Genomic DNA, 23,579 nt, shown 5'->3' with positions numbered 1-23,579 from the left:
GGCGAAAGCCCTCGAGCGTCCTGCACAGCGATCGCTATAGCGATCGCTGTGCAGGACGCTACGGGCGGCGCGGCGTGGCGTCAGCCGATGCGGCGCGGTTGGGTCCGGCGGGTCAGCCCGGCCACCAGGGTGCCGTCGGGGTCGTCGCCAGCGGCCAACTCGTCGGCGAGGACGTCTTCATCGCGAGGACTGGGGATGGTCGACGCGACGCCAGCCTCCGCATTCTCGGTCGGTACCTCCTCCGGCGCGCTGTCCGGCGCTTCGTCCACGACCTCGTCGGCAGGTGTCACCACGTCGGCCCGGTCGGCCTCCACCAACCCGACAGCGGCGGATTCCTCCACGACTTCGTCGACCTCGGCCACGTCGTCGACCTCGACCACGTCGTCGACCTCGGCCACATCTTCGTCCGCAGCCTCTGATTCGTCACCAGCGGTCACCGCAACAGCATCGGCCTCTTCCGCCGCCACGTCCGCCACGTCCGTCTCGTCCGTCTCGTCCGTCTCGTCCGTCTCGTCCGTCTCGTCCGCCTCGTCCGTCTCGTCCGTCTCGCCCGTCACTCGGATGGGCTCGGCCTCAGCGACGGGCTCAACGTCGGCGACAGGCTCGGCTTCAGCGACGGCCTCAGCGACAGGCTCGGCCACCACAGCCGGTTCGGCAGTGTCGTCGCCGCCCTCCCGGTCGGACACAATCCCATGCTCGACCGGCCGGACCCGGGCCAAGCCGGCCACGCCGCCGCCGATGGCCCCCACCACCACGGCCACCACCGCCCCGAACAACAGCGGTGGCACGCCGGAGGACGACCATTCCCCGCCGACCACCCCACCGGAGGCCGCGGCGGCGATCATGGCCAGCACGAACCCGGCGAGCAGCGCGGCGCCGCCCACCGCCAAGAGCCGATCGATTCGGTTTTCGAGGCGCTGTACGGCGGCGCGGCCGACCAGCAGGGCGGCGAAGAGTGGGAAAAGTACGAGCAGCAGGGTCGGCTTGACGAATGCGTGACCGTCGGGCGCAGCGGTCAGCAGGGAGACCGCGGGTAGTTCCACCGGGGTCGAGCCGAACGGCGAGTAGCTCCCGTCGCCGATCGTGAACCCCACGCCGCTGGCGTACCCGGCACCGGCGACGACCGCGTTGGGGAGGTAGGCGATACCGAGCAGCGTCAGACCGAAGCCACCTGCAGCCCCGGGCGCGGCCAGCGACTGCACGGTCGACGCGTCGCTCATCGACCGGACGAGTCCGATGGTCAGCGTCACGGCGCCGCCGCCGAGCACTGCAGCCATGGCGACCGCTCCGAGGCGGACCGACACCGGCACCCAGCCCGGTAGGTGATCGAGCAGGTAGTCGCGCCAGCCTTCACCGCGCACCAGGACCGTGCAGCCGATGACCACGACGGCGAGGAGCGCCGGCCGCCACCACTGGTCGGCCCGCACCGCTCCCCTCGTTCCCAGAAGGACCGCCGTTCCGGTCACGACAAGACCGTAGACAGCAGCGGCCGCCAGGACGGAGACGATCTCCTGGGTGCGATCACGCGCAACGGAGCGGCCGCGGCCGCTCACCGCGGTCAACAGGGCGATGGCGACCAGCGTGAGCATCAGTGGCGGCAGGGTCAAGGATGCCCGCCCGATCGAAACCGTCATCCCGTTGGCGGCCGCGAAAGCCGAGACACCAGCCCGCAGCAATGGAAGTGGCCCGTCACCCGAGCTCGGTGTGACCGCCCAGATCAGGACGCCCAGCCCACAGGTCAGCAGCAATCCGGAGGCAGCGGCGAACAAGGCCTTCAGCCCAGCGCCGATCGCCACCGTCGGCGCGGAATCAGCCCGGCTGTCGTCCGAGTCCCGTTCCACACCGCTCCGGGGGGCGTCGGTGAGCACCATGGGTTCAACCCTCACACGTTAGGGAGGCCACCCGGGGTCTGCCACGCCGCTCCGATCACGGATCGTCCACGTCTTCCGTGATTGCGCGGACTTCCAGCACGGCATCCGGGTCGATCACTCTCATGACGGAGCGAATCCGAATACACCACAAGGCAGGGAGTACTGCTGCAAATGGCTCGCAGCCGTACTCCCTGCCCTGTCGAAACGGTGACCAGACCGTGACCGATGGACCAGACGATCTACTCGCGGGCCAGTGGACACATCAACCCAGCGTGTGGCCCCCGGAACGGTGACGGATCAGAAGCGGACCTGCTGGGTCACGTCCGGCGGCGGTCCGTCGTCGCGACCGTGCTGGCCGGTGCTCGGTCCCTGGCCGTAGGAACCGCCGTACAGAGGAGGATCCACCGCCGGGGTGGACCCGGTGGCGGGGGCGGCCGGCGACGGGTTCGGTTGACCGGACGTGGCCGGCTCCACCGATGACTGCCCGTACGGCTGGTAGCTGTCCGCCGGAGGCTGGTAGCCACCTGGCGGGTAGCCGCCGTAGGAACCCTGACCTGACGGGGCAGCCGGTGCCGATGGCACCGGAGCCGGCTGCGACGACTGACCCGGGTTGCCGTACGGGCTCGACGCCGGTCCGGACGAAGGCCGACCGGCGGACGGCGCCGCGGGCTTGAGGATGCCCGACTCGGTCAGCCAGCCGAAACCGGTGCTGGCGACCAGCAGTACGGCCACGATGAGCAGCAGGATCAGGCCGAAACCGGTGGACGTGGTTGCGCCGCTGCTGGCGAGGTCGTAGATGTTCGAGGTGGCCAGGGCGCCGATTGCACCCAACAGGCCGGCCACGGAGAGCAGCACGGTGACCAGCGTGAACTTCTTGCCGCCCGGGATCAGTGGCGCGACGGCCAGCAGTCCGACGACCAGCAGCAGGATCGGCAGGTATGACGGGCCGCCGCCGAAGACTGTCACCGAGACGGAGGTAGTGCCGTCACCGGCGGACAAGCTCGGCAGGAAACCTGCGATGAAGGCGATGACGCCCAGCACACCGGAGACCAGCGGAAGAATCCTGTTCAGGTCGGGTCCGGTGCCCGGGGGACGGGGCGCCTTGGGTGCCTTCGGCGTGGTAGCGGCCGGCGGCGGGCCGCCCCACTGGCCGGGACCGTCCGAACCCGCACCCATTCCGCCCTGTCCGGGTCCGCCCTGTCCGGGTCCGCCCTGCCCGGGTCCGCCCTGCCCGGGACCACCGCCACCGAACGCCGGGCCGGGCACGTAGCCCTGGCCGGCCGGTGTAGATCCTCCGGCGGGCTGGCCGTAGGACGGCGGGGCGCCGTAGGGACCGGCGCCCTGACCCGGTCCCCATGCGGGGCCCTGCCCCGGGTACGAACCCGACCCCTGCTGCCCACCGGCAGGAGGGCCATATGGATTGCTCATCGTCTCCACCTTCATTCGTCTCGATCGCCCGAGGCATCCTGCCGGGCGGATGCGTCCGCTTTTCGACCGCACCTTCTCGTTACTCGTCCGAACCTATCCCAGGACCGGAACCAATATCCCGGCGTTCCGCCAGACCCCGCCCCACCATTCGCCGAGCGAAGGATAAATGTCCGAATTGCTGTGATGAGCATTCCCAGACGTCGACAGGCCGGGAATCTCAGCTGAGTTCCCGGCCTGTCTGTGACCTACTCATGACCGAGCGGTCGAACTTTTCTTGTCCTGCGATCGCCGTTTACAACGGCTGCCCTTGCAGGTCAGGCGAGTACTTCGCGCAGCAGCCTGGCGGCCTCGGAGGGCGTCTTGCCGACCTTGACGCCGACGGCCTCGAGCGCTTCCTTCTTGGCCTGCGCCGTGCCCGCGGAACCGGAGACGATGGCGCCGGCATGACCCATGGTCTTGCCCTCCGGCGCGGTGAATCCAGCCACGTAACCGATGACCGGCTTGGTGACGTTGCCGGAGATGAAGGCCGCGGCACGCTCTTCGGCGTCGCCGCCGATCTCACCGATCATCACGATCGCCTTGGTCTCCGGGTCCGCCTCGAACGCCGCGAGGGCGTCGATGTGGGTGGTCCCGATGACCGGGTCGCCGCCGATGCCGATGGCGGTGGAGAACCCGAGATCCCTGAGCTCGTACATCATCTGGTAGGTCAGAGTGCCCGACTTCGACACCAGGCCGACCGGGCCCTTCTTGGTGATGTTGGCCGGCGTGATGCCGACCAGCGACTCACCGGGGGTGATGATGCCGGGGCAGTTCGGTCCGATGATGCGGGTCTTGCTGCCCTTGCTGATCGCGTAGGCCCAGAACTCGGCCGAATCCTGCACCGGGATGCCCTCGGTGATGACGACGAGCAGTTCGATCCCGGCGTCGATGGCCTCGATGACTGCGGTCTTCGCGTGGGGCGGCGGCACGAAGACAATCGACACCGTCGCGCCGGTCTTCTCGACGGCCTCGACGACGGTCCCGAAGACGGGGAGGGTGACATCGCCGTGGGTGACGGTGGTCCCGGCCTTGCGGGCATTGACGCCACCGACGACCTTGGTGCCGGCCCTCAGCATCAGAGCGGTGTGCTTGGTGCCCTCGCCACCGGTGATGCCCTGGACGATGACCTTGGAATCAGCATTCAGATAGATCGACATAGTATTTTCCTGCGTCCCTTACTTCTCGGTGCCGAGAGCCGCGAAAGCGAGTTCTGCTGCTTTGTCGGCCCCTTCGTCCATGGTGTCGGCCAAGGTGACCAACGGGTGGTTCCGCTCGGCCAGGATGCGACGGCCCTCTTCGACGTTGTTGCCGTCGAGACGGACGACAAGCGGCTTGTTGGCTTCTGCGCCAAGGATTTCCAATGCCTGGACGATCCCATTGGCCACGGCATCACAGGCGGTGATCCCACCGAAGACGTTGACGAACACAGCACGCACATCCGGGTCCCCCAGGATGATCTCGAGGCCGTTGGCCATCACCGAAGCGCTTGCCCCACCGCCGATGTCGAGGAAGTTGGCCGGCTTGACGCCGCCATGCTTCTCGCCTGCGTAGGCAACGACATCGAGCGTGGACATGACGAGCCCGGCACCGTTGCCGATGATGCCGACCTGCCCGTCCAGCTTGACGTAGTTGAGGTTCTTCTTCTTGGCCGCGACCTCGAGCGGGTTCTCCGCTGCGTTGTCGACGAAGGCCTCGTGATCCGGGTGACGGAAGGACGCGTTGTCATCGAGGGAGACCTTGCCGTCGAGCGCCAGCACCACGCCTTCCGGGGTCTTCACCAACGGATTGACCTCGACCAGCGTGGCGTCCTCCTTGACGAAGACGTCCCACAACTTGATCAGCACGCTCTCGACCTGGTCGATGACCTCGGCCGGAAAGCGCCCGGCCACAGCGATCTCGTGCGCCTTCGCGGCGTCGACGCCAACGATCGCGTCGACCGCGATGCGCGCCAACGCTTCCGGACGCTCGACCGCGAGTTCCTCGATCTCCATGCCGCCGTCCTTGCTGGCCATGGCCAGGTAGGTGCGGTTGGACCGATCGAGCAGGAAGGAGACGTAGTACTCCTCCGCGATGTCCGCGGCCTCGGTGACCAGGATGGTGCGGGTAATGTGACCCTTGATGTCCAGGCCCAGGATGGCCTCTGCGTTCTTCCGCGCCGCAGCGACGTCAGGCGAGAACTTGACACCGCCGGCCTTGCCTCGACCGCCCACCTTCACCTGCGATTTCACCATCACGGCCTTGCCGTACTTCTCGGCGATCGCCACGGCCTCTTCGACGGTGGTGGCGGTCTCTCCGAGCGTGCCCGGGACGCCGTGCTTCGCGAACAGTTCCTTCGCCTGGTACTCGTACAGATCCACGTGAGCTCCCGAAATCCTCGACTTGTCAAACCCACATCGTGCGGTCGTGGGCGATCGTTGCGCTGGGGGTCCGGGGCGTGGACCGGTGTCAACCCGGGCGCGCCATGGACCGTCACGTGACCCTACTGGCCTGGCCTTTGGCGGGTCACATCAACCCTGGTGAGCTTTCCCACGAGGTGATCTGGGCCGCACCCCGTGTCGGCGGTCGTTCGGGACGGGTCAGCGCTTCTTCGCGCCCGGCTTGGCCCGCGGCGCAGCACCGGACCGCTGGGCGACCGGTCGGGCAGGCTTCACCGCCGCCGTCCGGCCGACCTTCGGGTTCCCGGTGCGGGCCGCCGAGGTGAGCGCGGCCGCCGGGTCGGCCATCCGGATCCGGCCACTGGAGAGGCCGAGCAGGACGGCGCCGGCCAGATAGGCGACGAGCAGCACGTAGCCGGCGATCAGGCCGGGCTGGATGTCGAACCCGTCCTGGGCTCGTACGGACGCCGGGATCACCAGCCTGACGACGAGCACCGCGCCCGCGGCCAGCGGGAAGGCCACCGCCTGCGTGACCCATTTCGCCCTGGCTCCGGCCCAGGCCGCTCCGACCATGCCGCCGGCCAACGCCAGCACGCCCCAGGAGTCCACCTGGAAACCGACCAGCAGGGTCGCGGACGAGCCGGCCGTCGTGCGATAGACGGGCAGCGCCAGCACGATCACGGTCAGGACGGTCAGCGCCCAGGCAACGGCAGCACCCATCGACCGGGAGCCGTCCAGGCTGTCCTCCTCCGCGACCAGCGAGGAGGCGTCCGCAGCCCGACGACCCGACGCCATGGCCACCGCGAGGGAGGCGACACCGAGCAGCACCCCGGCCAGGCCCCACCACAGACCGGGCCCGGCCGACCAGGTCGGCGGCGCGAAGACTCCGTTGGGCACCGAGGCGCTGGCGACGACCTGCCCCAACACGTCCAGGGAACGGGTGAGTGCCACCAGCATCGCCAGCCAGGCCACCGACGCGATCGCCCGACCGGAGCGCGCCAACGGCGGGACCAGCCAGAGCACCCCGGCGACCAGGGGCACGAGCCCGGCGATCAGGAACGGCAGCGACAACGGCTCCGAGATCCGGTAGCCGTCGGCCAACCGCGGATCCGCGCCGCCGTTGTAGTGCAGCTGGGGCAGGCGCCACGCCGCGGCGCCCGCGGCCGCGACCAGCAGGGTCAGGACGGCGCCGACCAGGTTCAGGGTCCGCACGGAGGACGCCGAGGGCTCGTCGTCGTCCTCCTGCACCAGTCGGGCTCTGGCCAGCAGACCGGCAACGGCAATCACGACGGCGCCGGCCAGACCGACTCCGACCGTCGGATTGAGCGTGACCGGTGAGCCCACCGACCGCACCGCCACCGCCGTCAGGAAGGGCACTGCCGCGCCGATGCCCACTCCGCCGAGCACGGCGACGGCGATCTGTCGGGGCAGCACTGCGGCCGCCAGGACGCCGATCGTCGCGACGACCGCTCCGGCCAGCGCAGCGCCGATGCCCCACAGGTCCAGTTCGGGCGGAAGATAGCGCGCCGCAAGGTATCCGCCGCCGTACGGCAGGCCGAGCGACGCAGTCAGCACCGCGAGCACACCCAGGAATCCGACCAGGATCAAGGCGTTGTTGCGTTGCGACCGACCGGTCGGCGCGCTGTCGTCGCCGGGCGCGCCGTCCGGTCGGACGTCCGACAGGGAACCGGCCTCGGCAGACTCCAGTGCCTGCGCGAGCAGGCCGGGCCCGGATCCCAGGTCCGCCGACCGATCCGGCGCAGCGTCGAAGATCCGGTCCGGAGCAAACGACAGCCGACTGCTCAGCCGCCGCGCCGCGTACAGCCCGGCCAGCACCATCAACACGTCGCCGACGAGGACGACGGCCGCACCGCCCGCGACGGTGAACGGCTGTGCCCGGTCGGACACCTCGTAGAAGAACTCCGGACGGATCGCCGAGTTCGGCGCCGTCGTCAGGGAGAGGTCGGCGAAGATCCTGGTCACGGCGATCAGACCCGCACCGGCCGAGACGGCCAGCCCGAGCACCGGCCGCCAGGCGGACAGCACGAGAGCGACGATCGCGGGCAGCAGTATCGTCCACGCCGCGCCGGTGGCGACCCCGCGCGGCGAGCCGTCGTAGCTGTGCACCACCCCGACCAGGCCGCCGATCGCGACGATCACGCCGCCGACCACCAGCAGACCGGCCGATCCCAGTGCCGACCGGCTGGCCCGCGGCCGGACCACGACGGCGGCTGCGGACGTCACGCCGCCACCGCAGCGGAGCCCGGGGACGGATTGACCGGTTGTGGAACATTCACACCGACGACCGTAGCAACGGCCCGGGGTTCTGATCGGTTACCGTCGGTGGTTGCGCGTCGGGAACAGAACCCGCTGGACACATTGCTCGTGAGGGGGCCAGCCGTGATCGACGTTCTGGCCTACTGCCTGGTCGGCGCCGGACTGGCGTTGGGCGTCTGGTCCGGGATCCAGGCCTACCGCAGGCTGCCCACCAACGACGCCCTGATGATCGCGGCCATCGTGCTCGAGGTCGGACTGGTCGTGCAGTCGGGGATCGGCATCGCCAGGCTGCGGGCGGCGCACATCCTGGAACCGGTGACCTTCGTGGCCTACGCGGTCGGGATCCTGCTGCCTCTCGGTGTCGGCTTCTACCTCGCGCGCATCGAGCGGACCCGGTGGGGTTCGATCATCCTGGGTGCGATGGCGGTCGTCGTCGGCGTGATGACGCTGCGGTTGCTGCAGATCTGGCGGTCCGACGGTGTCTGAAGCCCCGTCGCCCGCCGCGGACCGATCCGACGAGCCGCCACCCACCGGTCCACGCCGCATCCTCATCGCGCTCTACCTGATCTTCGCCCTCGCTGCGACCGCGCGGGGGATCGTCCAGGTGGCGACGACCTTCCACACGGCGCCGCTGGCGTACGTCCTCTCCCTGTTCTCCGGCGTCGTCTACATCGGCGCAGCCGTCGGGCTGACGAGCGAACGCCCGTGGTCCCGACGTCTGGCCTGGGGCGCGTGCGGGACCGAACTGGTCGGCGTACTGGTGGTCGGTACCGCATCCCTGATCGATCGGGCGGCCTTCCCGCACGACACGGTCTGGTCGCGATTCGGCAGTGGCTACGGCTACTTCCCGCTGCTGCTACCGATTCTCGGCCTGATGTGGCTCTGGTACAGCCGGCCGGACGCCGACACATGAAGTCGCCCATAGGACGCACCGACCGCCGCACCGACTACCGGGTGACGTTCGTGGTGCTGTGCGCCGGTGTCGCCTCGTTCTCGTTGTTGCAATCCATGGTCAATCCGGTGCTGCCGACCATCGAGGCCGCGCTGCACACCGACCAGTCCACCGTCACCTGGGTGCTCACCGCCTACCTGCTGTCCGCCTCCGTCTTCACCCCGATCATCGGCCGGATCGGCGACAAGGTCGGCAAGGAGCGGATGTTGGTCGTGGCGCTGTTCGCGCTGGCGATCGGATCCCTGCTCGCCGCCGTCGCGCCGAGCATCGGCGTGCTCATCGCCGCGCGGGCGATCCAGGGCATCGGCGGCGGTGTCCTCCCGCTGACCTTCGGGATCATCCGTGACGAGTTCCCCCGGGACAAGGTCGCCGGCGCGGTCGGCGCGTCGGCCGCCCTGCTCGCCGTCGGCGGCGGCATCGGGCTGGTGCTGGCCGGCCCGACGTCACCGCCCTCGGCTACCACTGGCTGTTCTGGCTGCCGATGATCCTGACGCTGCTCGCCGCGTTGGCGGCCGCGCTGTTCGTCCCCGAGTCCCCAGAGCGATCGCCCGGGCGCATCAACATCACCAGTGCGCTGCTGCTGTCCACCTGGCTGGTCACGTTGCTGCTCGCCGTCAGCCAGGGGCACAGCTGGGGCTGGACCTCACCGATCACGATCGGTCTGTTCGTCGCCACCGCCGTGGCGCTGCCGGTGTGGATCGTGGCCGAGATGCGTAGCGACAGCCCGTTGATCGACATGAGGATGATGCGCATCCCCACCGTCTGGACCGTCAACCTGGTGGCCCTGCTCTTCGGCATGGGGATGTACGCGATGTTCGCCTTCGTGCCGCAATTCCTCCAGACTCCTGACGGCATCACGGGTTACGGCTTCGGGGCATCCGTCACCGAGTCGGGGTTGCTACTGCTTCCGCAGACCGTCGCCACCTTCCTCGCCGGGCTGTGCTCGGGTCGCCTCGCCGCGCGTTTCGGTTCCAAGGTCGTCCTCGTGGTGGGCGCCGGGTTCACCTCGCTGGGCACGCTGGGGATGGTGCTCGCGCACGAGCACGTGTGGCAGGTGCTCGTCGAGACCACCGTGCTGGGACTGGCTTTCGGTCTTGCCTTCGCGGCGCTGTCGAACCTCATCGTGGACGCCGTCCCGCAATCGCAGACCGGCGTGGCCAGCGGTATGAACGCCAACATCCGCACGGTCGGCGGCGCGCTGGGCAGCGCCGTCTTCGCGGGCGTCGTCACCCTGCACGCCCGCCCGGACGGTCTGCCCGTCGAGGCCGGCTACACCAACGGGTTCACCATCCTGGTCGTCACCTCCGCCCTCGCCGCTCTGGTCGCTGTGTTCGTACCGGTGATCAAGGCCGGGATCCACGTGGTGGCAGGGGAGCAGGCCGAGTACGAGACCGCCCACCCGGCACGGAAGCTCGACGGCGTCCAGGTCCCACCGGTGGTCGCCGACGTCGAGGTGGAGACCCCCGCGCGGTGACGTGATCCACCAGACACAGTTTCTCCCCCCGGCCCTCTGGACAACGTGCGGCGTCGGCGTACGTTCATCAACAGGCCAAGCGCCTTTTGTTCGACAGAGGAGAATCGCCGCAGGTGAGTGGGGGATCCGGCAATACGCCGTCCGGCGATCTCCACAGTCCCGTCGGGAAGATCGGCAGAGTGACAGTGCCGATACCCGTACGAGGACTGGGCGAAATCCTGGTGTCCGTGCGTGGAGGCTCCGAAGCCTTTGCCGCACTCTCCGATCGGCCGATCGAGAAGAACACCCAGGTTCTCGTCGTCGACATGGCCTCGGCCAGAACGGCGATAGTCGTCGCCGTCAACCCCTGAATCCCTCAAATCCTCGAAAGGATTTAGCCTCGATCAGTGGACCTGCTTGGATGATGATCTTGCTCCGGGGTGGGGCGGTGGTTTGAGTGCCGGGTTTTGTGTCGGGCGCGCTTGATGGGCTGGTCTGCTCCAGCATGTCCATTGCGGTTCCTGTGGCGGCGTTCTCGGCCGGGTGGGGTGGTTTCAGGCTGCGGTCAATTGTTGGTGCGGCGGGTTGAACACGTTGTCCCATAGCTGTTTCCACTGATGTTGGTGGGGGTGGTGGGTGGGTAGGTGGAGGATGCGGCGGCCTTGGGGTCGGGCGATCCGGGCGGGGACGTTGACCACCCGGCGGCGTAGGGTCGCGCCGCGGGCGACGGCGTGGGCGGGGTCGATGATGGTGCCGGCGGCGCGGAGCAGGTTGTGGGCGAGGGCGCCCAGGATGGTCCAGGCGCAGTTTGCTGGAAAGTGGCCGGAGGGCTGGTGGGCCCAGGGGCCGTCGATCAAATCGGCGAACACCGATTCGATGATGGCGTGTTGGCGGTGGGTGATGTCGGCGGCGGTCACCGTTTCGGTGCTGTTGGTGAAGAAGGGGTGGTAGCGCCAGACGGGGAACAGTTCGTCCAGGTGGTTGCGGTCTTTGACGCGGCGGACGATCAGTCGGGCGGTGATGGCCTTGCCGGTGCCGGCCAGCATGGTGTAGTTGATTTCGGCGACTTCGGCGTCTGAGATCCACTGCCCGGTGTCGGGGTCGATGACGGCGCCGGGATACCGGACCGGCGTCCACGCGTCGGCTGGGATGGCGCCGATGGCCCGGTTGACTGCTCGGTTTTTGGTGAGCACGAACGAGAATTTGGCGCCGGCCCGTAGGACGGCGGCGATGACATCGCTGTAGCCGTAGGCCGAATCACCGCGGATCAGCAGGTTGGCGGTGGTGGCGCCGGCGGCGACGGCCAGGTTGATCGCTTCGGTGACCATGGAGGCGGCGCCGCGCCCGGATCCGGCTTTCCCGGCCCGCAACCTGACTCCGGCGATCACCGGCGCGGCGATCGCGGTGGAGATGGTGGTGACCAGCGGTGAGAGTCCTTTGCGCAGCACCTGCCGGTTGGCGATCTTGGTGTGCCCGAAGCTGGCGCCCTGTTTGGCGTGTCCGTAGACCGGTCGTAGCAGCGAGTCGATGTCGATGAACGCCTGCACCTCGATGCCGGCCAGCACCCCGGTCCGCCGGGTCAGGGCCAGCAGGTGCCGGGCCAGGACCGCGGCGAGTTGCCGGGTGTGTCCGTGGGTGAATTCCCGCAGGAACATCCCCAAGGTCGAGGGTGCGTAGACCGCGCCGAACATTTTTTGCGAGCCGCCGGAGCGGATGATCTGCAGATCGGCGATGGAGTCGGCGCCGGTCAGCATCCCGGCAATGATCGACATGATCTTCCCGACGGGGTTCGCCGCGGCCGAGGCGATCCGTTCGGAGTCGAACCGGACCTGCGCATCAACCAGGTCCGGCAGCTGGGTCTGTTCGGCCAGCGCCAGCACCGGGACGAGTCCCGCGGCCGACACCAGATTCTCGTCGTCGAACGTCGCTGCATCTGGTTTCCAGGCGTGCAACAATCTCACTGAAAGTGTCCTTCCGATCCGCGCCAATCTGGTCCTCAGCAAACCGATTATCGCAGCTCAAGGGCACTTTCTTCAGTTTCCACGCCGGTCAGGAACCTGTCGGGTCCACTGATCGAGGTTTAGTCATGTTCTTCTGGCATGTTCCTGCCCCCAATGAGGCGCTGCTGATCTCCGGATCGAAACGTCAGACGCAGGACACGCAGTTTCGGATCGTCACCGGTCACGGTAGTTTCGTGATTCCCGTCAAGCAGAAGGCTCGCATTCTCTCGCTCGCGCTCCTGGAGGCGGAGATCGTCGAGGACTGCGTGACCAATCAGGGCATCCGCCTGAACATCCAGGCCGTCGCGGTCTTCAAGGTGGGTGACGATTTCGCCTCCATCGCCAATGCCGCCCGCCGATTCCTGTCCGAACAGAATCGCATGGAGGAATTGATCGGCCGCATTTTCGCCGGCCACCTGCGGTCGATCGTCGGCGCCCTGACGGTGGAGGAATTGATCCGTGAGCGCGATCGGGTCGCACAGGAGGTGAAGGACGGCAGTCACGCGGAAATGGAGAAACTCGGAATCGTCGTCGACGCAGTGCAGATCCAGGAAATCTCCGACGCCACCGGATACATCCAGAATCTGGCCGCGCCGCACGCCGCGGCCGTCGCCAGCCAGGCCCGGATCGCCGCGGCCCGCGCGGATCAGGAGGCCGCCGAGCGTGAGCAGCAGGCGTTCGCGCTGAAGGCGGAGTACGAACGCGACACCGAGATCAAACGCGCAGGTTTCATCGCCGAGACCGACCGGGCCAAGGCCCACGCAGCGCAGGCGGGTCCGCTCGCGCAGGCCCAGGCGGCGCAGCACGTCATCGAGCAGCAGACGGAGCTGGCGCAGCGACAGGCCAACCTGACCACCCGCCGGCTCGAGGCCGACGTACGCCGCCCGGCCGACGCCGAGGCCTACCGCCGTACCACCCTGGCCACTGCCGACGCCGCGGCTGTCCGCGCCCAGGCGGACGGGGCCGCCTACGCGGCAAAGGTTCTCGCACAGGCGCAGGCTGACGCCAATACGGCTCGGGCGGACTCGCTCCGCGGCGGCAACCAGGAACTCATCGCCGCGGACCACCTGGTCGAGGTGCTGCCCGCGATGGTCGAGGCGGCTGCGCGCGGCATCGCCGACTCCAACCTGACGATCATCAACGGCACCGAGGGGGTGTCCGAGATGGTGACAGGGCTTGTCGGACAGGGTCTTTCCATCCTCGACGCGCTCAGGCCGCGAGTGCACGCCGGCCCGGCCCTGACCGCCGTCCCGGTCGGCTGAGTCTCGTCGCCCGGGATGGCCTTTCCGGAGGCAGGATGAGTTCATGACGCGCACCGAGACCCTCGAGGTGGCACGGCGGTACCTGCGGGCCGTCGAACAGGGCGATGTCGCAGAACTGCGAGCGCACCTGACGACCGACTTCGTGCAGCGCGAGTGGCCAAACCCGATGTCGCCACAGGGCGCCAGCCGGAACCTGCCCGAGGTACTGCAGGCGGCAGCGAGGGGCCGGGAGGTGGTCGACGAGCAGGTCTTCCAGATCGCCACCGAGGCCGTCGACGGGGACCGGGTGATCCTGGAGGTCAACTGGAGCGCCGTGCTGCTGGTCGACTTCCCGACCCAGCCCGCCGGCACCCGGATCCGCGCGCGGATCGCGGTCTTCCTGCGGATCCGGGACGGCCGGGTCTGCGCCCAGGACAACTACGACGCCTACGTGCCGGACTGACCGGCCGTCACTGTTGACCGTCTCGGCAGGGTCAGCCGGGTCCTGGCATTGGCCGCGGACCTTGCCAGGTGTGGACAAGCCCTGCCAGGACGGCGCCGCCGCGGCTGCTGTCGGTGCGCGATGCGAGCATGGCGGGCATGACAGCAGAGTTCCAGATCACCATCGACTGCCTCGAGCCCGGCGTCCTCGTGCCGTTCTGGGTCGAAGCCCTCCAGTACGTCGTGGAGCCAACGCCCAGCGGGCTCCCGACGTGGAACGAGCACTGGCGCAGCATCGGCGTTCCGGAGGACGAACTGCCCACCGACCGGGATGCGGCGGATTCGATCGTCGATCCCACCGCCCGCGGACCCCGCATCTGGTTCCAGCAGGTGCCGGAGCCCAAGGACGTCAAGAACCGGATCCACCTGGACATCAAGGTGGGCGGCGGGCGAGCGGTGCCGCTGGCAGAGCGCCGGGACCGGGTGTTCAGAGAGGCCGATCGTCTCGTTGCGCTTGGAGCGACTCGCCTGCGGGTGATGGACGACGAGGGCATCGACCACGTCGGCGTCGTCCTGCAGGATCCCGCCGGCAACGAGTTCTGCATCGCCTGACGGATGCTCGAACTGATCAGCGCAGGCCGGCGGCGATGAGTTCGATGTCGCCGATGCTGTAGCCGTCGGGAATCGTCGGTTCGAATTCGTTCATCGCGCGGGTGGCGAGTACTCCGATGTACACGTCGGCGTTGGCGCTCGTCCAGATCAGCAGGGTGCGGTCGGCGTTCCAGCGCCAGGTGCGATCGCCCAGGTGCAGCCCCGCACCGGTCGGGATCGAGGATGGTCCCTGCCCGTCTATGGACTGATAGTTGAGCGATGGCGCCGTCACCATGACGAGATATCCGCCGTTGACCACCTTGGGGTCTTCGCTTGCCGCGGAAATATAGATGCTGAACCCGTTGGCGACACCGTTCACGGACGACACGTTGTCGGCGGGCGTGCGGACGACGAAGCCGGCTGGAACCTTGGTGTAGGCCGAGGCTTTGGCGTACGGCGCCAACGGGCCGGTGATCCCGGGGTCCCCGACCGGCGGGTAGGTGCTCGATTCCTGCGTTCTGGTCGTGCTAGCCGTCGATGCCGCCGGAGTCGATGTGGAGGATGGATCACGCGCCACCGGCCGGGGCGAAGTCGTGGTCGCCCGTGGCGACCAGGTCGTCAGCGGTGCGGAGGGCGCCGTCGGGGGCTTCATCGAACGTGATCCCGACGGCGGTGCGCTCGACGCGGCGGCGATCACCGGTCGACCGCCGGCAGAGACGGTGCCGACGGAACTCGATCCGCCGGCGGTGATGGCGACGGTGGTGACCGCGACGGCGGCAACGGCGGCGGCCACACCGGCCGGCAACAACCACCGCGTGCAGCGGACGAACGCATCCGGGACCGGTGGCAGCGTTCTGACGAACTCGCGCATGCGCTCGACAGCGTCGTCTTCGCTGGCGGCGAACGTCTGGCGGTAGGCGGGGCCGAACTCGGGATCGGTCATGGGTCGGGGCTCCTAGACGGTGAGGGCGGCGCCGAAGCCGGCGCGCAGGGTGGCGAGGGCGCGGGAGAGGTAGCCGCGAACGGTGCCGGCAGTACAACCCATGGCCTCGGCGATCTCGGGGTCGGACAGTTCTCCGTAGTACCTCAGGCCGATGGCAACTGCCTGCCGCGGCGGTAGGAGGGTGATGCGCTCGAGTAGGTCCGAACGGGTGTCGCGGGCGGCCATCGTGTCCGGTGCGGTCCGTTCGGTGCCCACCTCGGCAAGCGGGACCACGCGGCGGCGATGCCTGGTGTGGTCCAGGAACTCGTTGACCAACATTCGCCTGATGTAGGCGTCGCGACGCTCCATCGCACCGATCCGCGGCCACGCCCGGCACACTCTTTCCAGAACAGCTTGCAGGACATCATCGGCGAGTTCGGCATCGCCGGTCACTGCGCGGGCAGAGCGCACCAGAACTGGCATCTGCGCACTGGCGTAGCTGGCGAACTGTGGTGGTCCTGACACTGATGGCTTCTCCCTCGGCCGAGGTGCGCGTTGGTCTCACTCATCACAACGGAGCACCGTGGCCCGTTGTTGTGACGGGAGTTCAAGTAGACCCCGAGGCGGCCTCGAGGCACTCCATCAATCACCCTGTACGTCTGTTCGAAGGCGGCTACCATGGGCTGGTGTCCCGCGCCTACCAACCCTCGATGTTCGACGTCGACCAGCAGCCGGAACTGACCGCCCTGACGGGTCGGGTCGAACGGACCGTGCTGAGCGAGGGTGCGTGGGTCGATCGACTCCCGGGCTGGTTGCTCGGCTCGGACGGCGTCCTGGACACCCTCCTGACAGGAGTGCCCTGGCGGGCCGAACGACGCCGGATGTACGAGCGGGATGTCGCCGTCCCGCGCCTGCTCTGCTGGTACGGCGCGGACGAAGACCTTCCCCACCCGGTGCTGAAGACGGCCAGGCAGCAACTGTGCGACTACTACGCCCCCGAACTCGGCGAGCCGTTCCTGACGGCGGGCCTGTGCCTCTACCGGGACGGACGCGACAGCGTCGCCTGGCACGGCGACACCATCGGGCGCGGGTCGCACTCGGACACCATGGTGGCCATCCTGTCGGTCGGGTCTGACCGCCCGTTGCTGCTGCGACCACGCTCGGGTGGCGCGAGCGTCCGGGTGCCCGTGGGACACGGCGATCTCGTGGTGATGGGCGGTAGTTGCCAGCGCACCTGGGAACACTCGATCCCCAAGACGACCGCGCACGTCGGGCCGCGGGTCAGCATCCAGTTCCGTCCGGCGGGCGTGGCCTGACGGAACTGCGAAGGCACGGTCAGAGCTTCGTCATCGGCACGCCGCCGATGAGCATCAGCCGGATGGTGCCGGCCGTCCCGAAGTCGATGGTGGCGGTGGCCGTCGGCCCCGCCCCGGACATCACGGTGACCTTCCCGAGGCCGTACTTGTCATGGTTGACCCGGTCCCCGACGGCCAGCTGGAGCGGCGGTCTGGCCGTCCTCGATCCACCGACCTGTCCGAACCTCGACGCGGAGACCGGCGCCGACCGGCTGCTCCGGGAGTCGTAGCCGCTGTAGTTGCTGGATCCGCCGGAACCCCAGTTGGACGACCGGTAGTCGGCCGAGCCGGACACGTACGGTTCGCGTGCCGGCGCGAGGCGGCGCCAGTCGACGAGCTCCTCCGGGATGTCGTCGAGGAACCGCGAGGCCGGATACGAGTTCGCCTGCCCCCAGGCGGATCTCGTCACCGCCCGCGACAGGTACAGCCGTTCCCGGGCTCGGGTGATGCCGACGTAGGCCAGCCGGCGTTCCTCCGCCAGCTCCCGCTCGTCGGAGAAGGCCCGCTGGTGCGGGAAGATCCCGTCTTCCATGCCCGTCAGGAAGACGACCGGGAATTCCAGACCCTTGGCGGTGTGCAACGTCATCAGGGTGACGACGCCGTCCTCCGAATCGGGGATCGAGTCGGCGTCGGCAACCAGCGAGATCTGTTCCAGCACAGCGGCAAGCAACTCGTTGCCGGGTGCGGGCGGATCGACGGCCGGTGCATCAGGATCACCGGCGGTCACCGCGCCACCGCCGCCCAGCAACAGCTCGGCGTTCTCGCGAAGCACCGTGACCAGCTGGTCCAGGTTCTCCAGACGGGAGAAATCCTGCGGGTCGTCGGAGCCCTCGAGTTCGGCGCGGTACCCGGTCTGGTCCAGCACCGCCGTCAGTACCTCGGCCGGTTCGGCGCCGCCGGCGACCAGACCCCGGAAACCGGCGAGCATCTCGTTGAACGCGGTGACGGCCTTGGCCGATCTGGTGGCGATCATCGGCATGTCGTCCACCCGCACCAGCGCGTCGGCGAAGGCGATGCGCTCGCGCTCGGCAAACACCACCACCGCAGCCTCGGCGCGGTCGCCGATGCCACGCTTGGGGGTGTTCAGGATGCGCCGCAGGGACACCTCGTCATCGGGGTTGGCGATCGCCCGCAGGTACGCCAGCGCGTCACGGACCTCGCGCCGCTCGTAGAACCGGACACCGCCGACGATCCGGTACGGCATCCCGGTGCGGACGAACACGTCCTCGATCGCTCGTGACGCCGAGTTGGTCCGGTAGAAGATGGCGACATCGCCGAACCTGACCTGCGACTCGTCGACGAGGGCGTCGATCTCCTTGCCGATGAACTGCGCTTCCTCGTACTCGTTGTCGCCGACGTAACCGACGATCAGCTGGCCGTCACCCTGCGCCGTCCACAGGTTCTTGGCGCGCCGTTCGGTGTTCCGGGAGATCACCCGATTCGCGGCGGACAGGATCGTCTGGGTGGAGCGGTAGTTCTGCTCGAGCAGAATCGTGCGGGCATTGGGGTAGTCGCGCTCGAACTCGGTGATGTTGCGGATCGAGGCACCGCGGAAGGCATAGATGGACTGGTCCGCGTCGCCGACCACCACCAGCTCCGCCGGCGGGATGACAGACCGACCGTCGTGGACGAGAACGCCGTCGTCGGTCCACTTCTCGCCCTCGCCGTCCGACCCGCCGACCAGTTCGCGGACGAGCATGTACTGGGCGTGGTTGGTGTCCTGGTACTCGTCGACGAGGACGTGACGGAAGCGGCGACGGTAGTGCTCGGCCACCGCCGGGAACGCCTGCAGCAGCGAGACCGTTTCCATGATCAGGTCGTCGAAGTCGAAGGCGGACGCAGCACGCAACCGGGTCTGGTAGCCGGTGTAGACCTGCGCCACCATCTTGTCCAGATCGGACTCCGCCTTGTCGGTCGCCGATGCCGGGTCGACCAACTCGTTCTTCAGGTTGGAGATGGCGCCGGCCAACGAACGGGCCGAGACCTTCTTGGTGTCGATGTTCAGGTCCGAGGCGACCATCTGCACCAGCCGTTGCGAATCAGCCGAGTCGTAGATGGTGAAGCTCGAGCGGATCCCGAGATGGGTGGCCTCGGCCCGCAGGATCCGCACGCACATCGAGTGGAAGGTGGACACCCACATGGCGCGCGAGCGGGCGCCGATCATCTCCGCGACGCGGTTGCGCATCTCGGCCGCGGCCTTGTTGGTGAAGGTGATCGCCAGGATCTCGCCCGGGTGCGCACCGCCGGCGGCCAGCAGGTAGGCGATCCTTCTGGTCAGCACCCTGGTCTTGCCCGAACCCGCGCCGGCCACCACCAGCAGTGGGGCACCTCGGTGCTCGACGGCCGACCGCTGCGGCGGGTTCAGGCCTTCGAGCAGCTCCTCCGCAGCGTCCTGCCGGGCCTTTGCGGCCTTCGCCCTCGATTCGGCCGCCTGCCGCTGCGCCTGCGCGACCATGCGCTGCTGCGCGGTTTCCTTGGGCAGGGTCGGTGCAGCCTGACCGGTTTCCCCCGAGCCGGATTTCCCGGTGCTTTCCCCAGGGCCCGGCGAGGCGGGGGGCAGATCGAACAGACTCGTCATATCGTCTTGAAACTACCGGTTCGCACTGACAGTCGACACGCCCCGACCCACCTGGCAAGGCCTGTCGCTACCCGGCAGGGCCCATGGCCGGTGCCGGGACCATGCCGACCTTGCCAGGACTGCGAGGGGGGTCTTCTTCACGCTGTGTGAGCACACTACGCAAACGTGACCAAGCCGGTGGTTTCTGGCACTCCCCTCCCCTTGTGTGCCAGCGCCCTTTGCCTGCAACATGATCTTCACTACCTCGATCCGGATCGGAGGTTGGCCATGAACGAATCATCGTCACGCTCGGTGCAGGTGTCCGCCTTCGAATCGGCCGGTGCGCTCAGCGGCTTCGTGGTGTCGGGCCGTTGGCCGGTCAGCACGCTCGAATGGGTCAAGTTCCTGGTCATCGCTGTCCGGGTGGCGAGCGTCCCGGGCCTGCTGCCGGTCACCACCGTGTTCCGGGTGCGGGAGGAGTTGCCCGACGAGCCGCAGCCCGGCACGGTCGGACTGGTCCTGGCCGAAGGCACGCTGATCGGGGAGCACGCCCTGACGCCCGGGCAGTTCGCGGAGCCGCAACCCACCGGCCTGCTCGTCCTGCATCCTCCGTCGGAGACGAAACCGTCTTTGCCGGAGTACGACGGCGTCGCCTCCGGGTGCGTCCTCCTGCCGGGCCTGCCGCATCTGGGCCTCGATCACCGCGCCGGTTGGGCCGAGGCCGACCACACCGGAGCCGTCACGAGCATGCGCGGTCTGGCCGGGATCGACCCGATGGACGACGCCGACACTGCGGTGCTGGCCATGCTTCTCGCTGCCTGACCCTTTCCTTCTTGGCCAGGTGCTCAGTCGAGTACCAGCATCCCTGCACAGAACGCCGCGTAGAGCCCGAAGCCGATCAGCAGCGAGCCCGACGTCAGCTTCCGGTCGTGGCCGAGGACGATCATCACGACGATCGAGACCATCGTGACTACCGCGGCCAGCACCAGCGTCGGGCTGAAATGCCAAGGAGTGAAACCGATCCCGGCGGCGACCAGCACTGATGTTCTCAGGGCAGCCTTCGACCGGACGCACGTGTCCGCGCGCGATCGCTCGCCCGCGGTGTCCTGGTCGAAGGTGTCGTCCGACTCCCCCGACCTGCTGAAGTCATGCTGGCCGGTCGCGGGTTGGTGTGATGTACTTCCCCCATGACATGCCGCGAGTTTTTCTACGGGTACCGGATCCCGGTGCCCGTCAGCGGCTGACTCCACCCGCCACGACGCGCCCCGAGGTCCACCAGGACTCGGGGCTTTTTCGTTGCCGGGTCCGGGGCAGAATGAGGAAGATCATGACCAGTACCCCTGCGGCCGCCCCGGCCGGCGCCACTGTCGAGGCCGTCGCCACTGTCGAGGCCGTGGCCGCCCAGACCGAGGCCGAGGCTGTTCCGGTGCCCGCCGACCAGGCGGGGATCGATACGCTCCGGCTCGAGATCGACGCCATCGACGCCGAACTCGTGCGGCTGATCCAGCGCCGGACCGCCATCTCCCACGCGATCGGGACCGCCCGCAAGTCGCTCGGCGGCCCGCGGATCGTCTACAGCCGCGAGATGGCCATCCTCGAGCGCTTCCGCTCGCTCGGCCCGTCCGGCACCGACCTCGGCATGATGCTGCTGTCCATGGGCCGCGGGCGCCTCGGCCGGAAGTAGGGCCTCAGCGCCGTCGCGCTTATGATCGGGTCGATTCCCATCACTCTGGCCCCAAAACCGCGACGTTCATGAGCGCCGTCGAAGTTGATAAGCGCGGCGGGGCGGGCGGGCGTCAGACGAGGCGGCGGTCGGAGGCCCAGCGGCTGAGCTCGTAGCGGTTGGACTTCTGCGTCTTGCGCAGCACCGAGGAGACATGGGTCTCCACCGTCTTCACCGAGATGAAGAGCTGCGACGCGATCTCCTTGTAGGCGTAGCCGCGGGCCAGCAGCTTGAGCACTTCACGCTCGCGCGGCGACAGCATGTCCAGCTCGGGGTCGGAGACGGGCGCCGCGCCCGGACGGTCGGAGAACGCGTCCAGCACGAACCCGGCCAGGCGTGGCGAGAACACCGCATCGCCACCGGCCACCCGCACCACGGCGTCGGCCAGCTCGAGGCCGGAGATGGTCTTCGTGACGTAACCGCGGGCGCCCGCTCTGATGACGTTGATGACGTCCTCGGCCGCATCGGACACCGACAGCGCGAGGAATACCACCTGTGGGAGATCGCGGTGGATCTGCTCGAGCACGGCACGCCCACCTCCGTCGGGCATGTGGACGTCCAGCAGCACGACGTCCGGCGGGTCGGAGGTGATCCGGACGACCGCCTCTGCCACCGAACCGGCCTCCCCGACGACCTCGATCCGCTCGTCCTGCAGGCCGGCCAGCTCGGCCTTGACCCCGGTCCGGAACATGGCGTGGTCGTCGACGAGGAAGACGGTGACCGGCGTCATGCCGAGCCCTCCGCTGCGGCCGAAATCGTGATGGGGATCTGCAACTCCACCTCGGTGCCCTCCCCTGGTGTCGAGCGGACGACGGCCTTTCCGCCGTGCCGTTCCATCCTCCCCCGGATCGACTCCGCCAGCCCCCTCCGGTCGGGATCGACGGCCGACACATCGAATCCGGTCCCCCGGTCCCTGACGAACACCGAGGCCGTTCCGTCCTCGATCTCGGCGTAGACGCTGACCTCCAGCACCCCGGAATGCTTGGCCGCGTTGACCATCGCCTCCCGGGCGGCGGCCACGAGCGCGGCCAGGTGTGGATCCATCGCGGTGTCACCGACGACCACCGGAGCCACCTCGATCGCGTAGATGTCCTCGACGTCGCCGGCCGCCTCGGCCAGGGCGGCGGCGAAAGTGAGATCGGACGTTGCCGCACTCCCATCAGCGGCGGCGTAGCCGGCGGGTCCGTAGAGCCAGGTCCGCAACTCCCGCTCCTGACGACGGGCCAGCCGGAGCACCTCCCGCGGTTGGTCGGACTTGTTCTTGATCAGGGTGAGCGTCTGCAGCACGGAGTCGTGCAGATGGGCGGCGATCTCGGCGCGTTCACGCTCGCGCATCCGGCCCTGCCGCTCGTTACCGAGGTCGCGCACCAACCGGACCCACCAGGGCACGGTGATGACGGCGACGCCGACCAGGGTGAGCAGGACCGCGATCAGGGCCGACCGGACGGCCGTGAAGTCCAGTTGCCCGATGGCGAAGACCGAGAGGCCACCGACCACCAGGGCAACGCCGCCGCCGACCCGCCAGGCGGTGCCGCGACTCGGACCGACGATCCCGGCGGCGGTCTTGCGCCACCGCGCCCGGCGGACGTCATCCGCCTCCCGCCAGATGAAGGCCCCGCCCAGCGCGGCCAGCCCCAGTGGACCGAGCACCCAGCCGAGCACCTGGCCGACGCCGAGCGCGGTGGCGGCGATCATCACGGCCAGCCCGAGCGCGGCGATGCCGACCGCCTGACGCCGCTCCGCCGCGGTGCCGGACTTCGTCGGCCCATCGGCCGAGCCGGTGCGGCCCGTCGAGCCGGTGCGGTCTGTCAGTCCGGTACGGCCCGGCGGGACGAAGATCCAGAGCAGCGCGTAGGCCAGGACTCCGGCGCCGGCGATGACGGCCATCAGGGCAAAGGCGACCCGCACGGCCAGCACCGGTACCCGCAGGTGATCGGCGATCCCGGCGGCCACCCCGCCGACGATCGAGACGTCCCGACGACGCACGAGCCGCGGAACGCCGTCAGGCGTCAGGTCGTGGTCGTCGTAGCCGTTCAAGGGTCCGGTCGCCGTTTCGACCCGGGGGGCACCGTTCGGAACTTCCTGGCGCACGCCATCCGGGGACCAAGCGGGTCCGGTCGCTGCGGGTCGGGTCGGCGCGGGTCCGGTCGCCGCGGGTCCGGTTGCCGCGGGCGGGGTCGGCGCGGGTCCGGTCGCGGCGGGTCCGGTCGCCGCCGGTGGGGGCAGCGGGATGCGATCGGCGGGGTTCGGGGCTGCGGCCTCCGATCCAGTCTGGGCGGAGGAGGCAGGGCTGTCGAAACTCACTCGACCAGAGTCACATGTGACGAACCCGGCTGCATCGGGGATGACCCTGA

The 23,579-nt window shown here is 68.8% G+C and carries 21 protein-coding genes and 1 pseudogene; 10 read left to right on the top strand and 12 right to left on the bottom strand.

Features of this window, described 5'->3' with window-relative positions:
• Positions 1-80: 80 nt before the first annotated feature.
• The 5 genes from ABIB25_RS09185 to ABIB25_RS09165 all read right to left on the bottom strand — a co-directional run bounded on the left by ABIB25_RS09185 (position 81) and on the right by ABIB25_RS09165 (position 7,957).
• Positions 81-1,871: a cell division protein PerM gene (locus ABIB25_RS09185; RefSeq protein ID WP_354528128.1), complete on the bottom strand. Its 1,791-nt coding sequence runs from the start codon at positions 1,869-1,871 to the stop codon at positions 81-83.
• 297 nt (positions 1,872-2,168) lie between these two features.
• Positions 2,169-3,299 (bottom strand): DUF5336 domain-containing protein, encoded by a 1,131-nt coding sequence (locus ABIB25_RS09180; RefSeq protein WP_354528127.1) that lies wholly within the window; start codon positions 3,297-3,299, stop codon positions 2,169-2,171.
• 314 nt (positions 3,300-3,613) lie between these two features.
• Complete coding sequence (sucD, locus tag ABIB25_RS09175) at positions 3,614-4,495, bottom strand: succinate--CoA ligase subunit alpha (protein WP_354528126.1); 882 nt, start codon at positions 4,493-4,495, stop codon at positions 3,614-3,616.
• An 18-nt stretch (positions 4,496-4,513) separates the two neighbouring features.
• Entirely contained in the window at positions 4,514-5,695 is a 1,182-nt protein-coding gene (gene sucC / locus ABIB25_RS09170) for an ADP-forming succinate--CoA ligase subunit beta (RefSeq protein WP_354528125.1), read from the bottom strand.
• 219 nt (positions 5,696-5,914) lie between these two features.
• Positions 5,915-7,957, bottom strand: coding sequence for a hypothetical protein (locus ABIB25_RS09165; protein ID WP_354528124.1), 2,043 nt, complete (start codon positions 7,955-7,957; stop codon positions 5,915-5,917).
• A 156-nt stretch (positions 7,958-8,113) separates the two neighbouring features.
• Between ABIB25_RS09165 and ABIB25_RS09160 the strand changes: the two genes are divergently transcribed.
• The 4 genes and pseudogenes from ABIB25_RS09160 to ABIB25_RS09145 all read left to right on the top strand — a co-directional run bounded on the left by ABIB25_RS09160 (position 8,114) and on the right by ABIB25_RS09145 (position 10,766).
• Positions 8,114-8,476: a hypothetical protein gene (locus tag ABIB25_RS09160; RefSeq protein WP_354528123.1), complete on the top strand. Its 363-nt coding sequence runs from the start codon at positions 8,114-8,116 to the stop codon at positions 8,474-8,476.
• Positions 8,469-8,903: a hypothetical protein gene (locus ABIB25_RS09155; protein ID WP_354528122.1), complete on the top strand. Its 435-nt coding sequence runs from the start codon at positions 8,469-8,471 to the stop codon at positions 8,901-8,903. Before ABIB25_RS09160 ends, ABIB25_RS09155 begins: the two co-directional genes overlap by 8 nt.
• Positions 8,900-10,416 (top strand): annotated as a pseudogene (locus ABIB25_RS09150) (MFS transporter). Before ABIB25_RS09155 ends, ABIB25_RS09150 begins: the two are co-directional and overlap by 4 nt.
• Positions 10,417-10,595: 179 nt before the next feature.
• Positions 10,596-10,766 (top strand): NfeD C-terminal domain-containing protein, encoded by a 171-nt coding sequence (locus ABIB25_RS09145; RefSeq protein ID WP_354528121.1) that lies wholly within the window; start codon positions 10,596-10,598, stop codon positions 10,764-10,766.
• 183 nt (positions 10,767-10,949) lie between these two features.
• Here the strand turns inward: ABIB25_RS09145 and ABIB25_RS09140 are convergent, their stop codons facing one another.
• On the bottom strand, positions 10,950-12,356 hold the full coding sequence (locus ABIB25_RS09140) for an IS1380 family transposase (RefSeq protein WP_354528120.1): 1,407 nt from the start codon (positions 12,354-12,356) through the stop codon (positions 10,950-10,952).
• Positions 12,357-12,481: 125 nt separating this feature from the next.
• Here ABIB25_RS09140 and ABIB25_RS09135 point away from each other — a divergent pair, with 125 nt between their 5' ends.
• The 3 genes from ABIB25_RS09135 (at position 12,482) to ABIB25_RS09125 (ending at position 14,689) form a co-directional block, all read left to right on the top strand.
• Positions 12,482-13,657, top strand: a complete 1,176-nt coding sequence (locus tag ABIB25_RS09135; RefSeq protein WP_354528119.1) for an SPFH domain-containing protein — start codon at positions 12,482-12,484, stop codon at positions 13,655-13,657.
• A gap of 43 nt (positions 13,658-13,700) precedes the next feature.
• Complete coding sequence (locus tag ABIB25_RS09130) at positions 13,701-14,099, top strand: nuclear transport factor 2 family protein (RefSeq protein WP_354528118.1); 399 nt, start codon at positions 13,701-13,703, stop codon at positions 14,097-14,099.
• A 137-nt stretch (positions 14,100-14,236) separates the two neighbouring features.
• On the top strand, positions 14,237-14,689 hold the full coding sequence (locus ABIB25_RS09125; RefSeq protein ID WP_354528117.1) for a VOC family protein: 453 nt from the start codon (positions 14,237-14,239) through the stop codon (positions 14,687-14,689).
• Positions 14,690-14,705: 16 nt separating this feature from the next.
• Here ABIB25_RS09125 and ABIB25_RS09120 read toward each other — a convergent pair whose 3' ends face one another.
• Both ABIB25_RS09120 and ABIB25_RS09115 read right to left on the bottom strand, forming a co-directional pair.
• Positions 14,706-15,611 carry a hypothetical protein gene (locus tag ABIB25_RS09120; protein ID WP_354528116.1) on the bottom strand — a complete coding sequence of 302 codons (906 nt, stop codon included), beginning with the start codon at positions 15,609-15,611 and terminating at the stop codon, positions 14,706-14,708.
• A 12-nt stretch (positions 15,612-15,623) separates the two neighbouring features.
• Positions 15,624-16,073 (bottom strand): sigma-70 family RNA polymerase sigma factor, encoded by a 450-nt coding sequence (locus ABIB25_RS09115; protein ID WP_354528115.1) that lies wholly within the window; start codon positions 16,071-16,073, stop codon positions 15,624-15,626.
• A 203-nt stretch (positions 16,074-16,276) separates the two neighbouring features.
• On the opposite strand from ABIB25_RS09115, the gene ABIB25_RS09110 reads away from it, so the two are divergent.
• Positions 16,277-16,906 carry an alpha-ketoglutarate-dependent dioxygenase AlkB gene (locus ABIB25_RS09110; RefSeq protein ID WP_354528114.1) on the top strand — a complete coding sequence of 210 codons (630 nt, stop codon included), beginning with the start codon at positions 16,277-16,279 and terminating at the stop codon, positions 16,904-16,906.
• A gap of 19 nt (positions 16,907-16,925) precedes the next feature.
• Here ABIB25_RS09110 and pcrA read toward each other — a convergent pair whose 3' ends face one another.
• The gene (gene pcrA, locus ABIB25_RS09105; protein WP_354528113.1) at positions 16,926-19,523 is read right to left on the bottom strand and encodes a DNA helicase PcrA; all 2,598 of its coding nucleotides are present in this window, start codon (positions 19,521-19,523) and stop codon (positions 16,926-16,928) included.
• A gap of 267 nt (positions 19,524-19,790) precedes the next feature.
• Between pcrA and ABIB25_RS09100 the strand changes: the two genes are divergently transcribed.
• On the top strand, positions 19,791-20,324 hold the full coding sequence (locus ABIB25_RS09100) for a peptidase (RefSeq protein WP_354528112.1): 534 nt from the start codon (positions 19,791-19,793) through the stop codon (positions 20,322-20,324).
• A gap of 23 nt (positions 20,325-20,347) precedes the next feature.
• Here ABIB25_RS09100 and ABIB25_RS09095 read toward each other — a convergent pair whose 3' ends face one another.
• Positions 20,348-20,542 (bottom strand): hypothetical protein, encoded by a 195-nt coding sequence (locus ABIB25_RS09095; protein WP_354528111.1) that lies wholly within the window; start codon positions 20,540-20,542, stop codon positions 20,348-20,350.
• 287 nt (positions 20,543-20,829) lie between these two features.
• Here ABIB25_RS09095 and ABIB25_RS09090 point away from each other — a divergent pair, with 287 nt between their 5' ends.
• Entirely contained in the window at positions 20,830-21,186 is a 357-nt protein-coding gene (locus ABIB25_RS09090; protein WP_354528110.1) for a chorismate mutase, read from the top strand.
• 112 nt (positions 21,187-21,298) lie between these two features.
• Here ABIB25_RS09090 and ABIB25_RS09085 read toward each other — a convergent pair whose 3' ends face one another.
• Both ABIB25_RS09085 and ABIB25_RS09080 read right to left on the bottom strand, forming a co-directional pair.
• Positions 21,299-21,955: a response regulator gene (locus ABIB25_RS09085; RefSeq protein ID WP_354528109.1), complete on the bottom strand. Its 657-nt coding sequence runs from the start codon at positions 21,953-21,955 to the stop codon at positions 21,299-21,301.
• Positions 21,952-23,529: an ATP-binding protein gene (locus ABIB25_RS09080; RefSeq protein ID WP_354528108.1), complete on the bottom strand. Its 1,578-nt coding sequence runs from the start codon at positions 23,527-23,529 to the stop codon at positions 21,952-21,954. Before ABIB25_RS09080 ends, ABIB25_RS09085 begins: the two co-directional genes overlap by 4 nt.
• Positions 23,530-23,579: the final 50 nt, after the last annotated feature.

It is taken from the genome of Nakamurella sp. UYEF19 (genome assembly GCF_040546275.1).
Classification (GTDB): Bacteria; Actinomycetota; Actinomycetes; order Mycobacteriales; family Nakamurellaceae; genus Nakamurella.
The sequence above is the reverse complement of the archived record's forward strand: the minus strand, read 5'-3'. Positions and strand labels throughout refer to the sequence as shown.